12 protein-coding genes and 1 pseudogene are annotated in these 18750 nt (G+C 69.9%); 7 read left to right on the forward strand and 6 right to left on the reverse strand.

What is annotated here, in order from left to right:
- The first annotated feature begins 304 nt into the window (after positions 1–304).
- Complete coding sequence (locus ACFHVL_RS19210; protein WP_416629545.1) at positions 305–1261, forward strand: helix-turn-helix domain-containing protein; 957 nt, start codon at positions 305–307, stop codon at positions 1259–1261.
- Between the two features lie 117 nt (positions 1262–1378).
- Here ACFHVL_RS19210 and ACFHVL_RS19215 read toward each other — a convergent pair whose 3' ends face one another.
- From ACFHVL_RS19215 to ACFHVL_RS19240, 6 genes and pseudogenes are all read right to left on the reverse strand, one after another.
- Positions 1379–3958, reverse strand: coding sequence for a carboxypeptidase regulatory-like domain-containing protein (locus ACFHVL_RS19215; protein ID WP_416629546.1), 2580 nt, complete (start codon positions 3956–3958; stop codon positions 1379–1381).
- 73 nt (positions 3959–4031) lie between these two features.
- A pseudogene (locus ACFHVL_RS19220) lies at positions 4032–5471 on the reverse strand (S8 family serine peptidase); the annotation flags it as partial.
- Between the two features lie 96 nt (positions 5472–5567).
- The gene (mmsB, locus tag ACFHVL_RS19225) at positions 5568–6749 is read right to left on the reverse strand and encodes a multiple monosaccharide ABC transporter permease (RefSeq protein WP_416629548.1); all 1182 of its coding nucleotides are present in this window, start codon (positions 6747–6749) and stop codon (positions 5568–5570) included.
- Positions 6746–8284: a multiple monosaccharide ABC transporter ATP-binding protein gene (gene mmsA / locus ACFHVL_RS19230; RefSeq protein WP_416629549.1), complete on the reverse strand. Its 1539-nt coding sequence runs from the start codon at positions 8282–8284 to the stop codon at positions 6746–6748. The genes mmsB and mmsA overlap by 4 nt, the downstream gene beginning before the upstream one ends.
- A 7-nt stretch (positions 8285–8291) precedes the next feature.
- Complete coding sequence (gene chvE, locus ACFHVL_RS19235; RefSeq protein ID WP_416629579.1) at positions 8292–9413, reverse strand: multiple monosaccharide ABC transporter substrate-binding protein; 1122 nt, start codon at positions 9411–9413, stop codon at positions 8292–8294.
- 416 nt (positions 9414–9829) lie between these two features.
- Complete coding sequence (locus ACFHVL_RS19240) at positions 9830–10813, reverse strand: LacI family DNA-binding transcriptional regulator (protein ID WP_416629581.1); 984 nt, start codon at positions 10811–10813, stop codon at positions 9830–9832.
- A 714-nt stretch (positions 10814–11527) separates the two neighbouring features.
- Here ACFHVL_RS19240 and ACFHVL_RS19245 point away from each other — a divergent pair.
- From ACFHVL_RS19245 to ACFHVL_RS19270, 6 genes are all read left to right on the forward strand, one after another.
- Positions 11528–12481: an ABC transporter substrate-binding protein gene (locus ACFHVL_RS19245; protein ID WP_416629583.1), complete on the forward strand. Its 954-nt coding sequence runs from the start codon at positions 11528–11530 to the stop codon at positions 12479–12481.
- 112 nt (positions 12482–12593) lie between these two features.
- On the forward strand, positions 12594–14120 hold the full coding sequence (locus tag ACFHVL_RS19250; protein ID WP_416629550.1) for a sugar ABC transporter ATP-binding protein: 1527 nt from the start codon (positions 12594–12596) through the stop codon (positions 14118–14120).
- The gene (locus ACFHVL_RS19255; RefSeq protein WP_416629551.1) at positions 14117–15277 is read left to right on the forward strand and encodes an ABC transporter permease; all 1161 of its coding nucleotides are present in this window, start codon (positions 14117–14119) and stop codon (positions 15275–15277) included. Before ACFHVL_RS19250 ends, ACFHVL_RS19255 begins: the two co-directional genes overlap by 4 nt.
- Before the next feature lie 41 nt (positions 15278–15318).
- On the forward strand, positions 15319–16296 hold the full coding sequence (gene yjfF / locus ACFHVL_RS19260) for a galactofuranose ABC transporter, permease protein YjfF (RefSeq protein WP_416629584.1): 978 nt from the start codon (positions 15319–15321) through the stop codon (positions 16294–16296).
- 43 nt (positions 16297–16339) lie between these two features.
- The gene (gene araB / locus ACFHVL_RS19265) at positions 16340–18025 is read left to right on the forward strand and encodes a ribulokinase (protein WP_416629552.1); all 1686 of its coding nucleotides are present in this window, start codon (positions 16340–16342) and stop codon (positions 18023–18025) included.
- Positions 18022–18714, forward strand: coding sequence for an L-ribulose-5-phosphate 4-epimerase (locus ACFHVL_RS19270; protein WP_416629554.1), 693 nt, complete (start codon positions 18022–18024; stop codon positions 18712–18714). The genes araB and ACFHVL_RS19270 overlap by 4 nt, the downstream gene beginning before the upstream one ends.
- Positions 18715–18750: the final 36 nt, after the last annotated feature.

The raw sequence follows: 18750 nt of genomic DNA on the forward strand, positions 1-18750 counted from the left end.
CCTGGGTCAGCTGGCCATCGGCCGCACCGGGCGGCGATCGACGCCCCGCACCGGGTGCTGCACCTGCCGCGGACGCTGCGGGTGCCGGACCGGGCCGACACCGCCGTCGCCAGCCTCAACCAGATCGGGCTCTGTCAGCTGGATTTGTCGGCCCGGACCTAGGATGACCGCCGTGTCGGCAGAAGCAATCTTCGAGATTGCGCGGTCCGCGGGCGGCGGCTTCCGAGCTGCCTGCCGCCCGGCTTGACGGCAGTGGTGGGAGCGCTCCACTATCTGCGTCGTCGGACAGGGGAAGGAGCCGGGGTTGCTGAGCGCGTTCGGGCTGTCCGAGACGGCCGGGCGGGTGTACCTGAACCTGGTCGGCGCGGCACCCGGCACAGTGACGGACCTCGCCGACGCCCTGACCGTCGAGCCGGCGGACGTCGCCGCCGCGGTCACCGAGCTGACCCAGGCCGGACTGGTGCGGGTGGCCGACGGGCTGGTCGACGCCGCGCCACCGGAGTTGGCCATCGACGCGCTGCTCATGCAACGTGTGCGCCAACTGCAGGAAGCCCGGATCAGCCTGGGGGAGTGGCTGCGCCAGCGGGCCGCCGGGCCGGCCGACCAGGGCGTCGCGATGGTGGTCGGCGCGGCCGCCATCACCCAGACCTTCGATCAGTTCCTGCGCGGCGCCCGGGACGAGGTGCTCGGGTTCGACCGACCGCCGTACGCCAGCGACTACTACGACAATCCGACCGAGCTGGACCTGCTCTGTCGCGGCGTGAAGTTCCGGGTCGTCTACGACCGGCGGGTGCTGGAACGCCCGCACGCGGTCGACCAGATCGGCCGGTTCGTCGCCGCCGGGGAGCAGGCGCGGATCGCCGCCGGGGTGCCCGGCAAACTCGCCGTCGCCGACCGCCGGCGGGCGCTGCTGTCCTTCCCCGGCCGCGACGAGACGGCCGAACCCTGGGCGCTGATGGTGCAGGGCGCCACCTGGGTCGACGTACTGGTCGCACTCTTCAGTGAGGTATGGGACCGGGCCACCCCGCTACGACTGGCACCCGCCGCCGTCGACGCCGTCGACCGGTGGACCGTGCCGACCGCCGTCGACCGACGGATCCTCTCCCTGCTGATGTCCGGCCTGCCGGACAAGGCGGTCGCCAACCAACTCGGCATGTCGCTGCGTACCGTGCAGCGCCGGCTGCGGCAACTGATGGACGTCACCGGCAGCGCGACCCGGATGCAGCTCGGCTGGTACGCCGCCCGCAACGACTGGCTCTGACCCCGCGACCGACCTGACCCGTCAGCGGCCCGGAAAGTGACCTGCCCCGCCCCCGTCGTGTGGGGGCAGGGCAGGTCGCGGTAGGCATGGTTACCTACGGTTCACGAAGCGACATCCTCAGGTGACCGTCACGGTCACCGTCACCGGGATTGCCGGCATCTTCGGACTGTCACTGAGCATCAGGAGGGTAGCGACGTGCTCCCCTGGTGCCAGACCGGTGGCGTCGATGGTGAGCTGCACCGCACCTTTCGCTCCCGGTTCGACCGTTCCGGTCGGCGTCGTCACCGACAGCCACGGCACGTCGCCGTACGCCGGCAGCCCGCCGTCCACGTGGTACGCCGTTGCGCGGTTGAACTGGGTAGGTGCCTGACCCAGCACCCACAGGTCGCCGTTGTCGTCCAGGCTCAACCCGGCTCCGCTGATCGGATCCGGATCCGGGTCCGGGATCGACCCCAGGATCGCGCAACTGTCCGGGTCCATCGCCCAGATCGCCTCACCGGTGTGGTCGTTGTTGATCCCCCAGAGCACGTTGTGCTCCTCGTTGAGCGCCAGGCCGCCGATCCACGGCACCGCCGGCAGGCACTCGCCGAGCACCACGCCGGGCTCGTCGTGACCGAACCCGGCGATCTGTCGGATCCGGCCGTCGCCGGCCAGGTAGAACGTGTCGTCGGAGCTGCGGTACGTCAGGCCGTAGTAGTACTGGCCCATCCAGTCGCCGGTCAGTGTCTGGCGTACCTCGAGCGTGTCCGGGTCGAAGCAGACGATCGGCAGCTCCCCGACGATCGACAGGCTCGGCCCGCACATCAGGTCCCGGTCGGCCAGGTAGGTCAGGTCCGACGGCCAGCCGTTCATCGGCTCCACCACGCCGTCGCCGCGCAGCTGCCCGTCGGTGCCGTAGCGCATCAGCTGTCCCCAGAAGTAGCTGTTGGAGACGAACAGCTCCCCGTCGCGGTAGCCGATGCCGTATGCCCGGTTCATGTCGGTCAGCGGGAACGAGCTCAACACCCGACCCGGTACCGACGTCGGCGGGGTCGGCGAATCGATCTCCCGTACGCTCCAGTTCGCCGCCGTGCCACCGTGGTTGGTCAGCGTCACCGTCGGGGTGCGAACCCCACCGGGGCGCGCGGTCACCGACACCGACGCCTTGTTGGCACTCAGCAGCGGTGCCAGCAGCTTGATGTCGTGCCGGTGCATCCGGGACGCGGCCACTGTGACCTGCTGGTTGGGTCCGCCGTACCCGGTGGTGCTGGCCACCACCACGACATCGCCGGCCGGCACCTCCAGCTGGTAGAAGCCGACGGCGTCGGTGACCGTGGTCGCCGGCGGCAGCGCCGACATCGGCACGACCGTCACGGTCGCCCCGGCCAGCGGCTGCCGGTCGTTGGCGTCGCGGACGGTGCCGCGCAGCAGCCCGGCGCCTGGCAGCCGGAACGTCACCGCCGTCGACGCGTCGAGCACCGGCTCGTCGACGCCGTACGCCAGCCCGTCGCGCCCACCCGGGGCCTGGATGCCGACGGTGGCACCGCCGCCGATCCCGGCCGGTGCGTCGGTGTCGAGGTTGCGGTACTGCACGGTCACCGTGCCGTCCTCGCCGAGCACCACCTGGACGTCGACCCGGTTGCCGGCCGAGTCCCGCACCGCCGCCCGCAGCCAGCTGACCACGAACTTGCGGTCCGGAGCGGTGCCGGCGCGCAGCGTACGCACCGTCGACCGGTGGTCCAGCAGCAGATCGTCCCAGAAGGCGAAGATCGCGCCCGGCCCGCCGCGTACCGGCAACGCCTGGTTTGTTCCGGTCGCCCCGATGGTGTCGGTGCCGAACCTCAGGTAGCCGTCGCTGTGTACGGTCACCTCGCGCTGGGTGTCACCGTAGAAGGTCATCGGCCAGGGCAGTTCGACGGTACGGCTGGCGTCCTCACCGGTCAGCGGCAGGATGGCACCGCCGGTCAGCCAGCCGGCGGCGGATTCGCCGGCGGCGTACCCGTGCCGGTCGGTCTTGGCCGACAGGACGACGTCGAGCACCTCGTCGCCGTCGACGGTCAGCGGCACGGTCCGTGGCGCCAGCCAGCGTCCGGCGTCGACGACCACGTCGTAGCCGGCGGCCGGCAACATGCCGGTGTAGCGGCCGTCGGTGCCGGTGACGAAGCCGGGGAAGCGCTCACCGGCCAGGGTCACCCGGGCACCGGCGACCGGCGCGCCGGCTGGGTCGACGACCAGGCCGGAGACCTGATGCCACGGGGCCGGCTCGGAGACGTCGACGGTCTGCGTCGCCTGCCCGTTGGCCGGCACGGTGACGGTGCGCCGTTGGGTCTGCTGGGCGAAGAAGCCCACGGTCAGCGTGTAGTCCCCGGCCGGCACCCGGCCGAGCTCGATCCGGCCGTCGGCACCGGTCCGGCCGCTGCGGGTGATCACCTCGCTGGTCAACGTCACCGCCGCACCGGGCAGCGGATGCCCGGACCGGGTCGCCTCGACCACCACCCCGCCGAGCGGTCCGCTGGCGGCGGCGGTGACCAGCGCGTACGCGTCGAGGTGGCCCTCGCCGTACAGGTTGTTCTTCTCCGCCGTCCCGCCGCAGGTCAGGTCGGCCACGTCCGGGGCGGTACGGTCCAGCAGCTCGCGGGTGCCGGCCACGTCGCGGCGCAGGTTCGGCACCGCCGACCAGGCCAGCGCGATCGCGCCGGAGACGTGCGGGGCGGCCATCGAGGTGCCGCTGCCGGTGCGGTACTGCCCGCCCGGGTAGGCGGACAGCACGTCGACGCCGGGGGGCGGTGATGTCCGGTCGGACGGCGCCGTCCGGGCCGGGGCCACGGCTGGAGAAGGAGCCGATGACACCGTCGCGGTCTACCGCGCCGACGCTGTACGCCGACGCGCTCAGCCCCGGGTATCCGGCGGTGGCGCAGCCGTTCTCCCCGTTGTTGCCGATCGAGAAGACCGGGAAGATACCGGCGGCCAGCCAGGTGGCGACGACCTGGTCGTAGTAGGTGGTGGTGCGGTCGTCGGTGCCCCACGAGTTGTTGATGATGTCCGGCGACAGGTCCGGTCGCGGGTTCGCCCCGTCGGAATCGGTCGGGGCGACCATCCACTGCCCGGCGGCCAGCAGCGACGGGTCGGTGCAGTAGTTGTACTCGCAGCCTTTGGCGGCGATCCAGCTGGCGTCCGGGGCCACCCCGATCACAGTGCTGTCGCCGTCGTCACCGAGCACGCTGCCGATGGTGTGCGTGCCGTGGCCGTAGTTGTCGCACGGCGTCGCCGCCGGGCAGATCCCGGTCGGGTCGAACCAGTTGTACGCGTGGTCGACGACCCGGCCGCTGCCGGTGCCCCGGTACTGGCGGGCCAGCGCCGGGTGGTCGAACTGCACGCCGCTGTCGATGCTGCCGACGACGATGCCGGCACCCCGGGCGCCGTAGCTGTCCCAGACCCGGTCGGCGCCGATCTGGCTGAGGTTCCACGGAACGCTGCCGGCGGTGTTCGCGCCAGTGTCGTCGACGCCGGTCTCACCGGCCGTACCGCCGTCGGTGCCGGCCGGGCCACCCGCGGCGATCGGGTCGCCGAGGGTGCTGCGGCCGACCGGCGCGATCCGGGCCACGTCGGCGCGGGCGGCCAGCTCGGTCAGCAGCGCCAGGTCCGCGGTCACCTCGACCACGTTCGCGATCCAGTACGCAGTGAAGTCTGCGTCACGGCGACTCAGCAGCTCGCGTACGCCCTGCTGGCTGCGGTCGGCGTGAACGACCTTCTGCTCGTGGACCTGGGTGGTCCTGGCCACTCGGCCGGCACGGCCGCTGTCGGGACCACCGGCCTGCCGGGCGGCCTGCTCACGGGCCTGCCGCTCGACGCGATCCAGTTCGGTGGTGTCCAATCTGCCCTGATCGGCCAGTTCGACGAAGAACGACACCTCAGCGCCGCCGGTTGCCGCGCGCAGCACCAGCGGGTCCACTTTGCGCAGCGGCTCGGCAGCCGGTTCGCCACCGGGTCCGGTGGCCTCGGGCCGGGCGCTGGCGGCGGTGGCCGGGGCGGCGAGCAGCAGGCTGAGCACCAACGCCGTACCGGCCAGCCAGCGTCGCGATCTGGACATGGGTTCCTCCTCGGACAGGCGCCGTCGAGTTGACGTGCCGCCGATGATTCTGCGGTGGACCCGGGCCCGTGCCGGTACTCGCGACGGTGGCGGGTGGCGGACATGGCGCAACTCCGCCACCTGCGTGAACGTGCGCCTCATCGGCGTACCGTCGGAAGGTGTCGGCGGCAACCGGGCCGAAACGTCGCAGTTACCCGGCACAGGCCGTGGCTCGGTGAGTGCCGGGCCGGCCGTGGCTCAGCGGGCGGCGGCTCCGGCCCGACGCTTGGTCCACACGTCGAAGGCGACCGCGGCGAGCAGCACCGCGCCCTTGACCAGCATGACGTTCTCGCTGGGCGCGCCGATCAGCGACATTCCGTTGTTGATCACGCCCATGATCAGACCGCCGGTGACCGCCCCGATGACCTTGCCGACGCCGCCCTGCACGGCGGCCCCGCCGATGAACGCGGCGGCGATCGCGTCCAACTCGAACGTGTTGCCGGCGGTCGGCCCGGCCAGGTTGAGCCGGCCGGCGAAGATGATCCCGGCGACCGAGGCAAGCACGCCCATGTTGACGAAGATCCAGAAGACGACCGAGCGGGCCTTCACTCCGGAGAGCACCGCGGCCTGCAGGTTGCCGCCGATGGCGTAGATCTGCCGCCCGAAGACGGCCCGGCTGGTCAGCAGCGAATAGCCGAGCACCAGACCGGCCAGCAGCACCAGCACCCAGGGCAGGTTCTTGAACCGGGCCAACTGCACGACGACGAACAGCACCGCGGCCGACGCGCCGACGATCTTCAGCACGAACAGTGGCAGCGGTTCGACGGCCTGGTCGTAGTCGAGCCGGGCGACCCGCGACCGCCACTGGCTGACCGCGATCCCGCCGACCGCGAACAGGCCGATCAACAGGCTGGTCAGGTCGGCGCCGCCGAGTGGACCAAGCCCGATGTTGCCCAGGTAACCCTCGGTGAATCCGTTGGCCAGGGTGCGGACCGGGTCCGGGAACGGCCCGATGCCCTGGTTGCCGAGCACCGTCAGGGTCAGCGCCCGGAACAGCAGCATCCCGGCGAGGGTGACGATGAACGCCGGGATGCCGAAGTACGCGATCCAGAAGCCCTGCCAGGCCCCGATCGCGGCACCGGCGAGGACGGTGATCAGCAGTGCCAGTGGCCAGGGCACGTCGTGCTTGACCATCAGTACGGCGGCGATCGCCCCGGTCACCCCGACGACGGAGCCGACCGACAGGTCGATGTGTCCGGCGATGATGATCAGGATCATGCCGATCGCCAGGATCAGCACGTAGGAGTTCTGCACGATGATGTTCGAGATGTTCTGCGGCTGCAGCAACGCGCCGTCGGTCAACACGGCGAACAGCGCGACGATCAGCCCGAACGCGATGTAGATGCCGCTCTCGCGGATGTTGATTCGGGCGGCGTTCACCGGCCGGCCTCCTGTCCCTGCACCATGTGCTGCATCAGTCGTTCCTGGGTAGCGTCGGCCCGCGCGACCTCACCGGTGATCCGGCCGGCCGACAACGTGTAGATCCGGTCGCAGAGCCCGATCAGCTCGGGCAGCTCCGAGGAGATGACCAGGACCGCCGTACCGGCGTCGGCGATCCGGTTGATGATCGAGTAGATCTCGAACTTGGCGCCGACGTCGATGCCGCGGGTCGGCTCGTCGAGGATCAGCACGTCCGGCTCGGTGAAGATCCACTTGGAGAGCACGACCTTCTGCTGGTTACCGCCGCTGAGCTTGCCGACGATGCTCGCCACCGTGGGTGCCTTGATGTTCATGCTGGCGCGGTACTCCTGGGCCACCCGGTGCTCGGCGCCTTCGTTGACCCAGCCGCGCCGGGCCAGTCGGCCCAGCGCGGCCGCCGACACGTTGCGCTGGATGTCCTCGATCAGGTTCAGGCCGTACCGCTTGCGGTCCTCGGTGGCGTACGCCAGTCCGTGGTCGATCGCGTCGCGGACCGACCGCAGCGTGACGGGCTCGCCGCGGACGTAGATCCGCCCGCTGATGTCGCGGCCGTACGCGCGGCCGAAGACGCTCATCGCCAGCTCGGTGCGCCCGGCACCCATCAACCCGGCCAGCCCGACGATCTCGCCCCGATGCAGGGTCAGGTTCGCCCGGTCGACCACCACCCGGTCCCGATCGGGGGAGCGCACCGTCCAGTCCTCGATCCGCAGCGCCTCGGCCCCGATCTTCGGTGTATGGGGCGGGAACCGGTGCTCCATCGACCGGCCGACCATGCCCGAGATCAGCCGGTCCTCGGCGATCTCGTCGCGCGCCACGTCGAGGGTCTCGATCAGTTCGCCGTCGCGCAGGATGCTGATCGTGTCGGCGATGTCCAAGATCTCGTTGAGCTTGTGCGAGATGATCACACAGGTGATGCCGGTGTCGCGCAGTCCGCGCAGCAGGTCCAGCAGGTGCGCCGAGTCGTCGTCGTTGAGCGCCGCGGTCGGCTCGTCCAGGATCAGCAGCTTGACCTCTTTGGACAGCGCCTTCGCGATCTCCACGAGTTGCTGCTTGCCGACGCCGATCCCGGCGACCGGCACGGTCGGGTTCTCCGCCAGGCCGACCTGGGCCAGCAGTCGGGCCGCCTGGTAGTTGGTGTGGTTCCAGTCGATCAGCCCGCGCTTGGTCTGCTCGTTGCCGAGGAAGATGTTCTCGGCGATCGACAGCTGGGGGCAGAGCGCCAACTCCTGATGGATGATGACGATGCCCCGGTGCTCGCTGTCGCGGATGCCGGCGAAGTGGCACGGCTGCCCGTCGAAGGTGACCTCTCCGGCGTACGACCCGTGCGGGTAGACGCCGGAGAGCACCTTCATCAGGGTCGACTTGCCGGCACCGTTCTCGCCGCAGATGGCATGGATCTCGCCCCGGCGTACGCTCAGGTTCACGTCGTGCAGAGCGCGTACGCCGGGGAAGGTCTTGGTGATTCCCCGCATCTGCAGGATGGCGTCGGCGGTCATCGTCGGCTCAGCCCAGCTGCTCGGCCGTGTAGTAGCCGCTGTCGATCAGCACCTCGTAGTTGCTCTTGTCGATGATCACCGGCTCGAGCAGGTAGGACGGGACGACCTTTTCCCCGTTGTCGTAGTCGGTGGTGTTGTTGACCTCCGGCTCGTCGCCGCTGAGGATCGCGTGCGCCATCTGGACGGTCTTGTCGGCCAACTCCCGGGTGTCCTTGAAGATCGTCGAGTACTGCTCGTCGGCGAGGATCGACTTGACCGAGGTCTGCTCGGCGTCCTGGCCGGTGACCACCGGGTAGGGCTGGCCGGCGGTGCCGTACCCGCTGCTCTTGAGCGCCGACAGGATGCCGATGGAGAGTCCGTCGTACGGTGACAGCACCCCGTCGACGGTGACGCCGCCCTGGTAGGCCCGGGTCAGCACGTTCTCCATCCGCTTCTGCGCGGTTTCCGGGTCCCACCGCAGGATGGCGACGGTGTTGAAGTCGGTCTGTCCGCTCTGCACGACCAGGGCACCCGAGTCGATGTGCGGCTGCAGCACCGACATGGCGCCGTCGAAGAAGAACGTGGCGTTGTTGTCGTCGGGCGACCCGGCGAACAGCTCCACGTTGAACGGTCCGGTCGCCTCGCCGGCGGAGCCGTCCGCGTTGAGCATGCCGAGTCCGACCAGCAGCGAGGTGGCCTGCTGCACGCCGACCTTGAAGTTGTCGAAGGTGGCGTAGTAGTCCACGTTGGGGCTGTTGCGGATCAGTCGGTCGTAGGAGATGACCGGGATGTCCTGTTCTGCCGCCTGCTGCAGTTGGGTGGTGAGTGCCGTGCCGTCGATCGAGGCGACGATCAGCAGCCGGGCACCCTGGGTGATCTGGTTTTCGATCTGGTTGACCTGGGTCGGGATGTCGTTCTCGGCGTACTGGAGGTCGACCTGGTAGCCGAGACTCTCCAGGGCGGCCTTGACGTTGTCGCCGTCGCTGATCCAGCGCTCAGATGAGCGCGTCGGCATGGTGACGCCGACCAAGGCTCCCGCGTTGTCGCCGCTGGTGCCCTGCTGGTCGACCGTCTTCTCGCTGGACCCGCAGGCGGCCAGTGCGGCGGTCAGCGCGGTGGCCGCTCCGATCACGGCCAGCCGTCGGGTCATGGTGATGGTACGCAGTTCCACGAGCGTCTCCCTTCAGGTGGGATGCTCCGCGAGCGGTCGTCGCGGGCGGGAGGTGCCGGTTCGCAGGCCGCGGCCGGAGGTGCCGGTCGAGGCCCGGGACGGGGCAGGCACGCGGACGGCATCACCGACCGCGTGGGATGTGTTGCCTGGTCGTTGGCGATGTGGACAGCAGTGTTATCGCTAACAAGACCGGTGTCAAGAGCCTACGCAAGATTGGCGAAATCTCTGCAAAACATTCATAGCGCTCATTGTTTGACTGTCGCGTCGGGTGTGGGGTAGCGACGTAGGCGGATCCGCGGGCCGAGCGGCGTGGGTGGGCGACGACAGGCCCGTCATGAAGTACGGGGCGCGGCGGCGGTGACCGCCAGGGGTCGGTGCTGGGGGCCGACCGCAGGTCAGTGTGGGGCGGCGACGCTGTCCCGGGAGACCAGGGTCGGCTCGATTGTGTACCGCTCGTCGCTGCGCGAACCGGATTCGATCTGTCGCAGCAGCAGGGCCAGGCTGGCCTTGGCCACCGCGTCGAAGTCGGGTCGCACGGTGGTCAGTGGCGGAGTGAAGTAGGCCGCCTCCGGCACGTCGTCGAAGCCGACGATGCTCACCTCGTCCGGCACCCGGCGGCCCCGTTCGTTCAACGCCCGCAGGATGCCCAGTGCAAGGTGGTCGTTGGCGGCGAAGATTGCCGTGACATCACGCATCCGGGCCAGCATCTGACCCGCCCGGTAGCCGGAAGCTGCGCTCCAGTCGGCGGGGACCAGCGGTGGGACCTCCGCGCCGGCGTCGCGTAGCGCTTCCTCCCAGCCGGCGATGCGTCCGGCGCTGTCGAACCAGTCCGCCGGGCCGGACACGTGCCAGACGGTGGAGTGGCCGGCGTCGATCAGGCATCGGGTGGCCGCCCGGGCGCCGGCGGTCTGGTCGACGGTCACCAGGGCGGTGTTGTGTTGCGGGTCGCCGTCGATCGTCACCAGCGGGACCCCGGTCGGGACCTGCTCCACGGCCTCGCCAGCCGAGACCACCGGAGCGATCACCACCAACCCGGCGACCCGCTGGTCGAGGTGGCGCTCGACCACCCCGGCGATCGACTGGCGGTCCAGGCTGCGGACGCTGCCGACGTTGACTGCGAAGCCGGCGGCGCCGGCGGCCTGTTCGAAGGCGGCCAGCAGCGAGGCGGGGCCGTAGAGGGTGGAGTTCTGCGCCACCACCCCGATCACCTGGGACTTGCCGGTGACCAGCGCCCGGGCGGCCCGGTTCGGGCGGTAGCCCAGCTCGGCGATGGCGGCCCGGACCCGCAGCCGGGTCTGCTCCCGGACGTTCGGATGGCCGTTGAGCACCCGGGAGACCGTCTGGTGGCTCACCCCGGCAAGTCGGGCCACGTCCGTCATCGCAGGTTCCCGGACGACTCTGCTACTCACGGGTGCCCACCTCAAGTACGGCCGGGTCGTGCCGGCACTGCTGATGATCTTCCAGACCTGGCGGGGGTGCCGGGTCGACGGAGCCGGGCCGGCCGTTCGGCGGCCTGGGTGCCCATGCTGCCGGGACCGGTTGCGTCACCCGTACGACAGCTCCGTCACCGGCGAGGTTAGCGGTCACCTGCCGCGAGATGCTATCGCCAAACACCGAGTCGGGGCATCTGCCGTGAACCGGAAGGTCTCCTCCGCTGCGACCAGGAAGGCCCGCAGCCAGGTCCGTCTCGGGGCGGTCGAGTGGATCTCGCGCCCGGAGATGACTGTCTATGTTATCGCTCATCTGACGAGTCGGGTGCCCTCCGTGGTTCGGGGAGGCGCCCCGCGCAACAGACCGGTAACGGCGGCGATGCACCCCCTTGACGTGCCCGATGAGAACGGTAACACTCCTGAAACGGCAGCGGTTGGCCCCAGCTGCCGATGGGCTCCGCTCCAGCTTGGCTGCCTGGAGAGGGCTGGAAGGGCCGAAGGTCCTGAAGTACAGCAAGGTCTTCGGTAAGCCCCAAAGTGAACGCTAACAATCGGTCCGCCCGATCCCCCGGGATCGTTTCGACCGCCCGGCCGTCCGGCCAACCGGCGGATGGCATCGACCTCAGCGGGAGGTATGCAGTGCTCAGACGTATTTCCGCCGTGATGTTCGCGGCGATGATGGTAGCGACCACCGCCGCGTGCGGCGACTCCGGTAGCGACGGCGGCGGGAGCGGCAGCGGCAAAATCGTCCTCGGGTTCTCCCAGGTCGGCGCCGAGAGCGGCTGGCGTACGGCGAACACCAAGTCGGTCCAGGAGTCCGCCGCGGAGGCCGGGTTCGATCTGAAGTTCGCCGACGCGCAGCAGAAGCAGGAAAACCAGATCAAGGCGATCCGCAACTTCATCGCCCAGCGGGTCGACGTGATCGCGTTCTCGCCGGTGGTCGAGTCCGGCTGGGACACGGTGCTCAAGGAGGCCAAGGACGCCGAGATCCCGGTGATCCTGACCGACCGCGCCGTCGACTCGGCCGACGACACCCTGTACGAGACCTTCATCGGGTCCGACTTCGTCCTGGAGGGCAAGCTCTCCGGCGAGTGGCTGGTCGAGGAGTTCGCCGACGAGCCGGGCCCGGTCCGCATCGTCGAGTTGCAGGGCACCACCGGTTCGGCGCCGGCCAACGACCGCAAGCAGGGCTTCGGCGAGGTGATCGCGGCCGACCCCAAGTTCGAGATCATCGCCTCGCAGACCGGCGAGTTCACCCGGGCCAAGGGCAAGGAGGTCATGGAGGCCTTCCTGCAGGCGCACCAGGACATCGACGTGCTCTTCGCGCACAACGACGACATGGGTCTCGGCGCCATCGAGGCGATCGAGGCAGCGGGTCTGGTGCCCGGCGAGGACATCACGATCATCACCATCGACGCCGTTCGCGACGGAATGCAGGCGCTTGCCGACGGCAAGATCAACTTCATCGCCGAGTGCAGCCCGCTGCTCGGGCCACAGCTGATGGATCTGGTCGAGAAGGTGCACGCCGGGGAGACGGTGCCCAAGCGGGTCGTCACCGACGAAACCACCTTCACCCAGGAACAGGCGCAGGAAGCGCTGCCCACCCGGGAGTACTGATCCCGACCCGGCCCTGCCCGGCATCGCGCCGGGCAGGGCCCAGGGTCCGTGTCCCCACCGGCACCCCCGAGCTGCGCCGGGCCGGCGGCAGCCACAGCAGTGAGAGGTTCAGATGACCGACGCGCTGCCGATCCTGGAGATGACGGGAATCGGCAAGACCTTTCCCGGCGTCGTCGCGCTCGACGACGCCGATTTCCGGATGTTCCCTGGTGAGGTGCACGCCCTGATGGGCGAGAACGGCGCCGGCAAGTCGACGCTGATCAAGGTCCTCACCGGGGTCTACGGGATCGACCGGGGAGAGATCCGGCTCGCCGGGCAGCAGGTCCGGTTCACCGGGCCCCTGCAGGCGCAGCAGGCCGGAGTCAGCACCGTCTACCAGGAAGTCAACCTCTGCCCCAATCTCTCGGTGGCGGAGAACATCTTCATCGGCCGCGAACCCCGCCGCTTCGGCGCGATCCGGTGGGCGACGATGCGGCGGCACTCCACCGACCTACTGCGCCGGTTGCACCTCGACATAGACGTCACCGCACCCCTGGCCAGCTACTCGCTCGCCGTACAGCAGATGGTCGCCATCGCCCGCGCGGTCGACATCTCCGCCAAGGTGCTCATCCTCGACGAGCCGACCTCCAGCCTGGACGCCTCGGAGGTCGCCCAGCTCTTCGCGATCATCCGGCAGCTCAAGGAGTCGGGGGTGGCGATCCTGTTCGTGTCGCACTTTCTCGACCAGGTCTACGACATCGCCGACCGGATGACGGTGCTGCGCAACGGCCAACTGATCGGCGAGTGGCCGGTCACCGAGCTGAGCCAGCTCGAGCTGGTGGCCAAGATGATCGGCAAGGAACTCAGCGTGCTCGAGCAGCTCGACGGGCAGTCCAAGCCGGACCTGGACGCCCTCGAAGGCGGACAGCCGGTGCTCGAAGCCGCCGGACTCGGTCGTACCGGGGCGATCGCCCCGTTCAACCTCACCATCCACGCCGGCGAGGTGGTCGGCTTCGCCGGCCTGCTCGGCTCGGGCCGCACCGAGGCGGCCCGGCTGCTGTTCGGCGCCGACCGCGCCGACCACGGGCAGGTCACCGTCGCCGGCAAACCAGTGTCGATGCGCGGCCCCCGGGTCGGCATGACCAACGGCATCGCGTTCTGCTCCGAGAACCGCCGGGCCGAAGGCGTCATCGAGGAACTCTCCGTACGGGAGAATCTGATCCTCGCGCTGCAGGCATCCCGTGGCTGGGCCCGACCCATCCCGCGCCGGCGTCAGGACGAGCTGGTGGCCAAGTACATCGCCGCCCTGCAGATCCGCCCGGCCGACCCGGAACTGCCGATCCGCAACCTGTCCGGCGGCAACCAGCAGAAGGTCCTGCTGGCCCGCTGGCTGATCACCGAACCACGGCTGCTGATCGTCGACGAGCCGACCCGGGGCATCGACGTCGGCGCCAAGGCAGAGATCCAGCGCCTGGTGGTCGAGCTGGCCGGGGGCGGGATGGCCGTGCTGTTCATCAGCGCCGAGTTGGAGGAGGTCATGCGACTCAGCCACAAGATCGCTGTGCTACGGGACCGGCGGATGATCGACCAACTCGCCAACGGCGAGGACGTCGACGCCGACCGGATCCTGCGGACCATCGCCGGGGAGGTGGCAGCATGAGTGACGCCCGCCGACAACTGACCGCGCTCACCAGGCAGCGGCTGTTCTGGCCGGTGCTGATCCTGACGGCGCTGCTGCTCAGCAACCTGTTCTTCACCCCGGGCTTCTTCTCCATCGAAATGCGCAACGGGCATCTGTACGGCTCGTTGATCGACATCCTGCGGGCCAGCACCCCGCTGATCCTGGTCGCGGTCGGGATGACCGTGGTCATTGCCACCGGCGGGATCGACCTGTCGGTCGGCTCGGTCATGGCCATCTCCGGTGCGATCGCCTGCCTGCACATCAGCGGCCTGACCGACCAGAACAGCGTCGCCGGGATGCTGCTGGCGGTTGCCATGGCGCTCGGGCTGTCGCTGCTGCTCGGACTCTGGAACGGCGCACTCGTCTCGCTGATCGGCATCCAGCCGATCATCGCCACGCTGATCCTGATGGTCGCCGGCCGTGGCCTGGCGCAGCTGATCACCGACGGGCAGATCATCAACGTCAACTCCGCGCCGTACAAGGTGATCGGGGCCGGCTACGCGCTCACCCTGCCGGTCTCGGTGCTCATCGTGGCCGGGGTCGTCACCGCCGCCGCGTTGCTGATCCGGCGCAGTGCGTTGGGCATGCTGGTCGAGTCGGTCGGTGGGAATCCGACCGCCAGCCGGCTGGCTGGCATCCGCGCCCGGCAGCTGGTGATCCTGGCGTACGTCTTCACCGGGCTCTGCGCCGGCATCGCCGGCCTGATCTTCAGCTCCAACGTCTCCAGCGCCGACGGCAACAACGCCGGCAACCTGATCGAACTCGACGCGATCCTCGCCGTCGTCATCGGCGGCACCGCGCTGACCGGCGGCCGGTTCTCCCTCGCCGGCAGCGTCCTCGGAGCGGTGATCATCAAGTCGCTGGACATCACCATCTACACCATCGGCATCCCCAGCGAGGCGACGCTGCTGTTCAAGGCGCTCGTGGTGATCGTGCTCTGCCTGGCCCAGTCGCCGGCCTTCCGCGCCCGGATCTCCGGCCTCGGTCGAGGCGGTGCCGGCCGGGGCGGGCCGCCCCGGCCACCCGGGTCCCCACCCGGGCAGCGCGGTGGCGAATCCACCGACGACTCGACCGGTGACGGTCAACCACAGCAGGTCGAACCGGCGGCACGGAAAGCGGCGGAGGCACAGGCATGATCGACGTCAGCGACCCCCGGCAGCAGACCGCGGCTGCGCCGATGGCCACCGCCCGGTTCCGGCGCTACTGGCCGCAGCAACGGCACCTGCCGGTCGCGGCCACCCTCACCCTGCTGGCCACCATGTACGGGCTCGGCGCACTGAACTACTCCGGGTTCTCCCAGCCGCAGATCGTGCTGAACGTCTTCGTCGACAACGCCTTCCTGCTGGTCGTCGCCGTCGGTATGACCTTCGTCATCCTCACCGGCGGGATCGACCTGTCGGTCGGTGCCGTGGTCGCGTTGACCACGGTCTGCGCCGCCGTGCTACTGCGTGCGGGCTGGCCGGCCGAGGTGGTCCTGCCGTTGGTGCTGCTGATCGGCACCACGATCGGCCTGCTGATGGGCCTGATCATCCACTTCTTCGACATCCAGCCGTTCATCGCGACCCTGGCCGGGATGTTCTTCGCCCGAGGGCTCTGCCACCTGATCACCAGTGACTCGATCCCGATCACCGACGCGTTCTGGACCACGGCGGCGCAACACCGGATCCGCTTCGGCGACGGCTACTTCATCTCGGTCAGCGTGGTCATCGCGCTCGTCGTGGTGCTGATCGCGGCGTACGTGCTGGCCTACACGCCCTTCGGGCGCAAGGTGTACGCGATCGGCGGCAACCGCCAGTCGGCGTTGCTGATGGGCCTGCCGGTCGGGCGTACCCGGATCGCCGTCTACACCATCAGCGGGTTCTGCGCGGCGCTCGGCGGGGTGCTGCTCAGCTTCTACATGCTCTCCGGCTACAGCCTGCACGCCCAGGGCATGGAGTTGGACGCGATCGCCGCGGTGGTGATCGGCGGCACGCTGCTGACCGGCGGTTCGGGGTACCTGTTCGGCACCGTCCTCGGTGTCGGGGTGCTCGGTCTGATCCAGACGATCATCGCCTTCCAGGGGACGTTGAGTTCCTGGTGGACGAAGATCGTCATCGGGGCGCTGCTGTTCGCCTTCATCATCCTGCAACGTCTGGTAACCCGGCGGCGCGGATGACCAGGCACAGTGGTCTGACAGGATTCCACCGCAGGGAGAACGGGTGAACACCGACCAGTACACCATCGGCGTCGACTACGGCACGCTGTCCGGGCGGGCCGTCGTGGTCCGGGTCGCCGACGGCGCCGAACTCGGCTCGGCGGTCCACGAGTACCGCAACGCCGTCATCGACCGGACGCTGCCGTCGAGCGGCAGACCGCTGCCGCCGGACTGGGCGCTGCAGGATCCGCAGGACTACCGCGACGTGCTGCGGTACGCCGTACCGGCCGCGCTCGCCGAGGCCGGCGTCGACCCGGCGCGGGTGATCGGGATCGCCACCGACTTCACCGCCTGCACGGTGCTGCCGGTCCGCGCCGACGGCACCCCGCTGTGCCAACTGCCGGACCTGACCGACCGGCCGCACGCCTGGCCGAAACTGTGGAAGCACCACTCGGCACAGCCGCAGGCCGACCGGATCAACGCGTTGGCACACGAGCGCGGTGAGCCGTGGATCGGCCGCTACGGCGGCCGGATCTCCGCCGAGTGGCAGTTCGCCAAGGCGCTGCAGTTGCTGGAGGAGGATCCGGAGGTCTACGCCCGCACCGAGCGGTGGATCGAGGCCGCCGACTGGATCGTCTGGCAGCTGTGCGGCGTCGAGACCCGCAATGCCTGCACCGCCGGCTACAAGGGCATCTTCCAGGACGGCGGCTACCCCGACCCGGCGTACCTCGCGGCGCTGCATCCGGACTTCGCCGACTTCGCGCAGACCCGGCTGGCGCATCCGATCCTGCCGCTGGGCGCGCGGGCCGGCGGGCTCACCGCCGAGGCCGCCGGCTGGACCGGGCTGCCGGTCGGCATCGCGGTCGCCGCCGGCAACGTCGACGCACACGTCACCCCACCGGCCGCGCGGGCGGTCGCCCCGGGCCAGCTGCTCGCCGTGATGGGCACCTCGACCTGCCATGTGATGAACGGCACCGAGCTGGTCGAGGTCCCCGGCATCTGCGGCGTCGTCGATGGTGGCATCACCGCCGGGTCGTACGGCTACGAGGCCGGCCAGTCCGGCGTCGGTGACATATTCGCCTGGCTGGTCGACAACGGAGTGCCGCCAGCGGTGCACGACGAGGCGGCCCGCCTCGGTCTGAACGTGCACGAGCTGCTCACCCGGCAGGCCGCCGACCAGCCGGTCGGTGGGCACGGCCTGGTGGCCCTGGACTGGCACAGCGGCAACCGGTCCGTCCTGGTCGACCACCACCTGTCCGGGGTGATCGTCGGGCTGACCCTGGCCACCCGGCCGGACGAGATCTACCGGGCACTGATCGAGGCCACCGCGTTCGGCACCCGCACCATCGTGGAGACGTTCGAACGCGCCGGCCTGCCGGTCACCGAGTTCGTCGTCGCCGGCGGGCTCAAGCGCAACAAGCTGATCATGCAGATCTACGCCGACGTGCTGCGCCGGCCGGTGAGCGTGGCCAGCTCCGAGCAGGCTCCGGCGCTCGGCTCGGCGATCCACGCGGCGGTCGCCGCCGGTGCGTACCCGGACGTGGTCACCGCCGCCGAGTCGATGGGCGCGGTGGAGACCGCCGTGTACCAGCCGGATGCCGACCGGGCCGCCGGCTACGACCGGCTGTACGCCGAGTACCAGTTGCTGCACGACCACTTCGGCACCGGCGCCGACAGGGCGATGCACCGGCTGCGGGACATCCGCAACGCCGCACTCGACCGACCCGACCGGGAGGTTCGCGCGTCATGACGACAACCACGACCGCCTACTCCGCTGAGATCACCGCCGAGATCAGCCGGCTGCGCGACGAGGTGTGCCGGCTGCACGAGCAGCTGACCCGATGGGGACTGGTCACCTGGACCAGCGGCAACGTCTCGGCCCGGGTGCCCGGCGCCGACCTGCTGGTGATCAAGCCGTCCGGGGTCAGCTACGACGAGCTCACCCCGGCGCACATGGTCGTCACCGACCTGGCCGCCAACCTGGTCGAGGGCGACTACGCCCCGTCGAGCGACACCGAGGCACACGCCTACGTCTACCGGCACATGCCGCAGGTCGGCGGCGTGGTGCACACCCACAGCCCGTACGCCACCGCCTGGGCGGCCCGGTGCGAGCCGATCCCGTGCGCGGTGACCGCGATGGCCGACGAGTTCGGCGGCGAGATCCCGGTCGGCCCGTTCGCGTTGATCGGCTCGGACGCGATCGGCCGGGGCATCGTCGAGACGCTGTCCGGTCACCGGTCACCGGCGGTGCTGATGCGTCAGCACGGCCCGTTCACCATCGGCGCCACCGCCAAGGCGGCCGTCAAGGCGGCGGTGATGTGTGAGGACGTCGCCCGCACGATGCACCTGGCCCGCCAGCTCGGTCCGGTCGAGCCGCTGCCACAGGCCGCAGTCGACGCGTTGTACGAGCGCTATCAGAACGTGTACGGCCAACGGTGAGCTGCGGCCGGCGGATTGTTGTACTGAAGGGGGATC

Origin of the sequence: Micromonospora sp. LOL_023 (assembly GCF_048060115.1) — a bacterium.
Lineage (GTDB): Bacteria > Actinomycetota > Actinomycetes > Mycobacteriales > Micromonosporaceae > Micromonospora_E.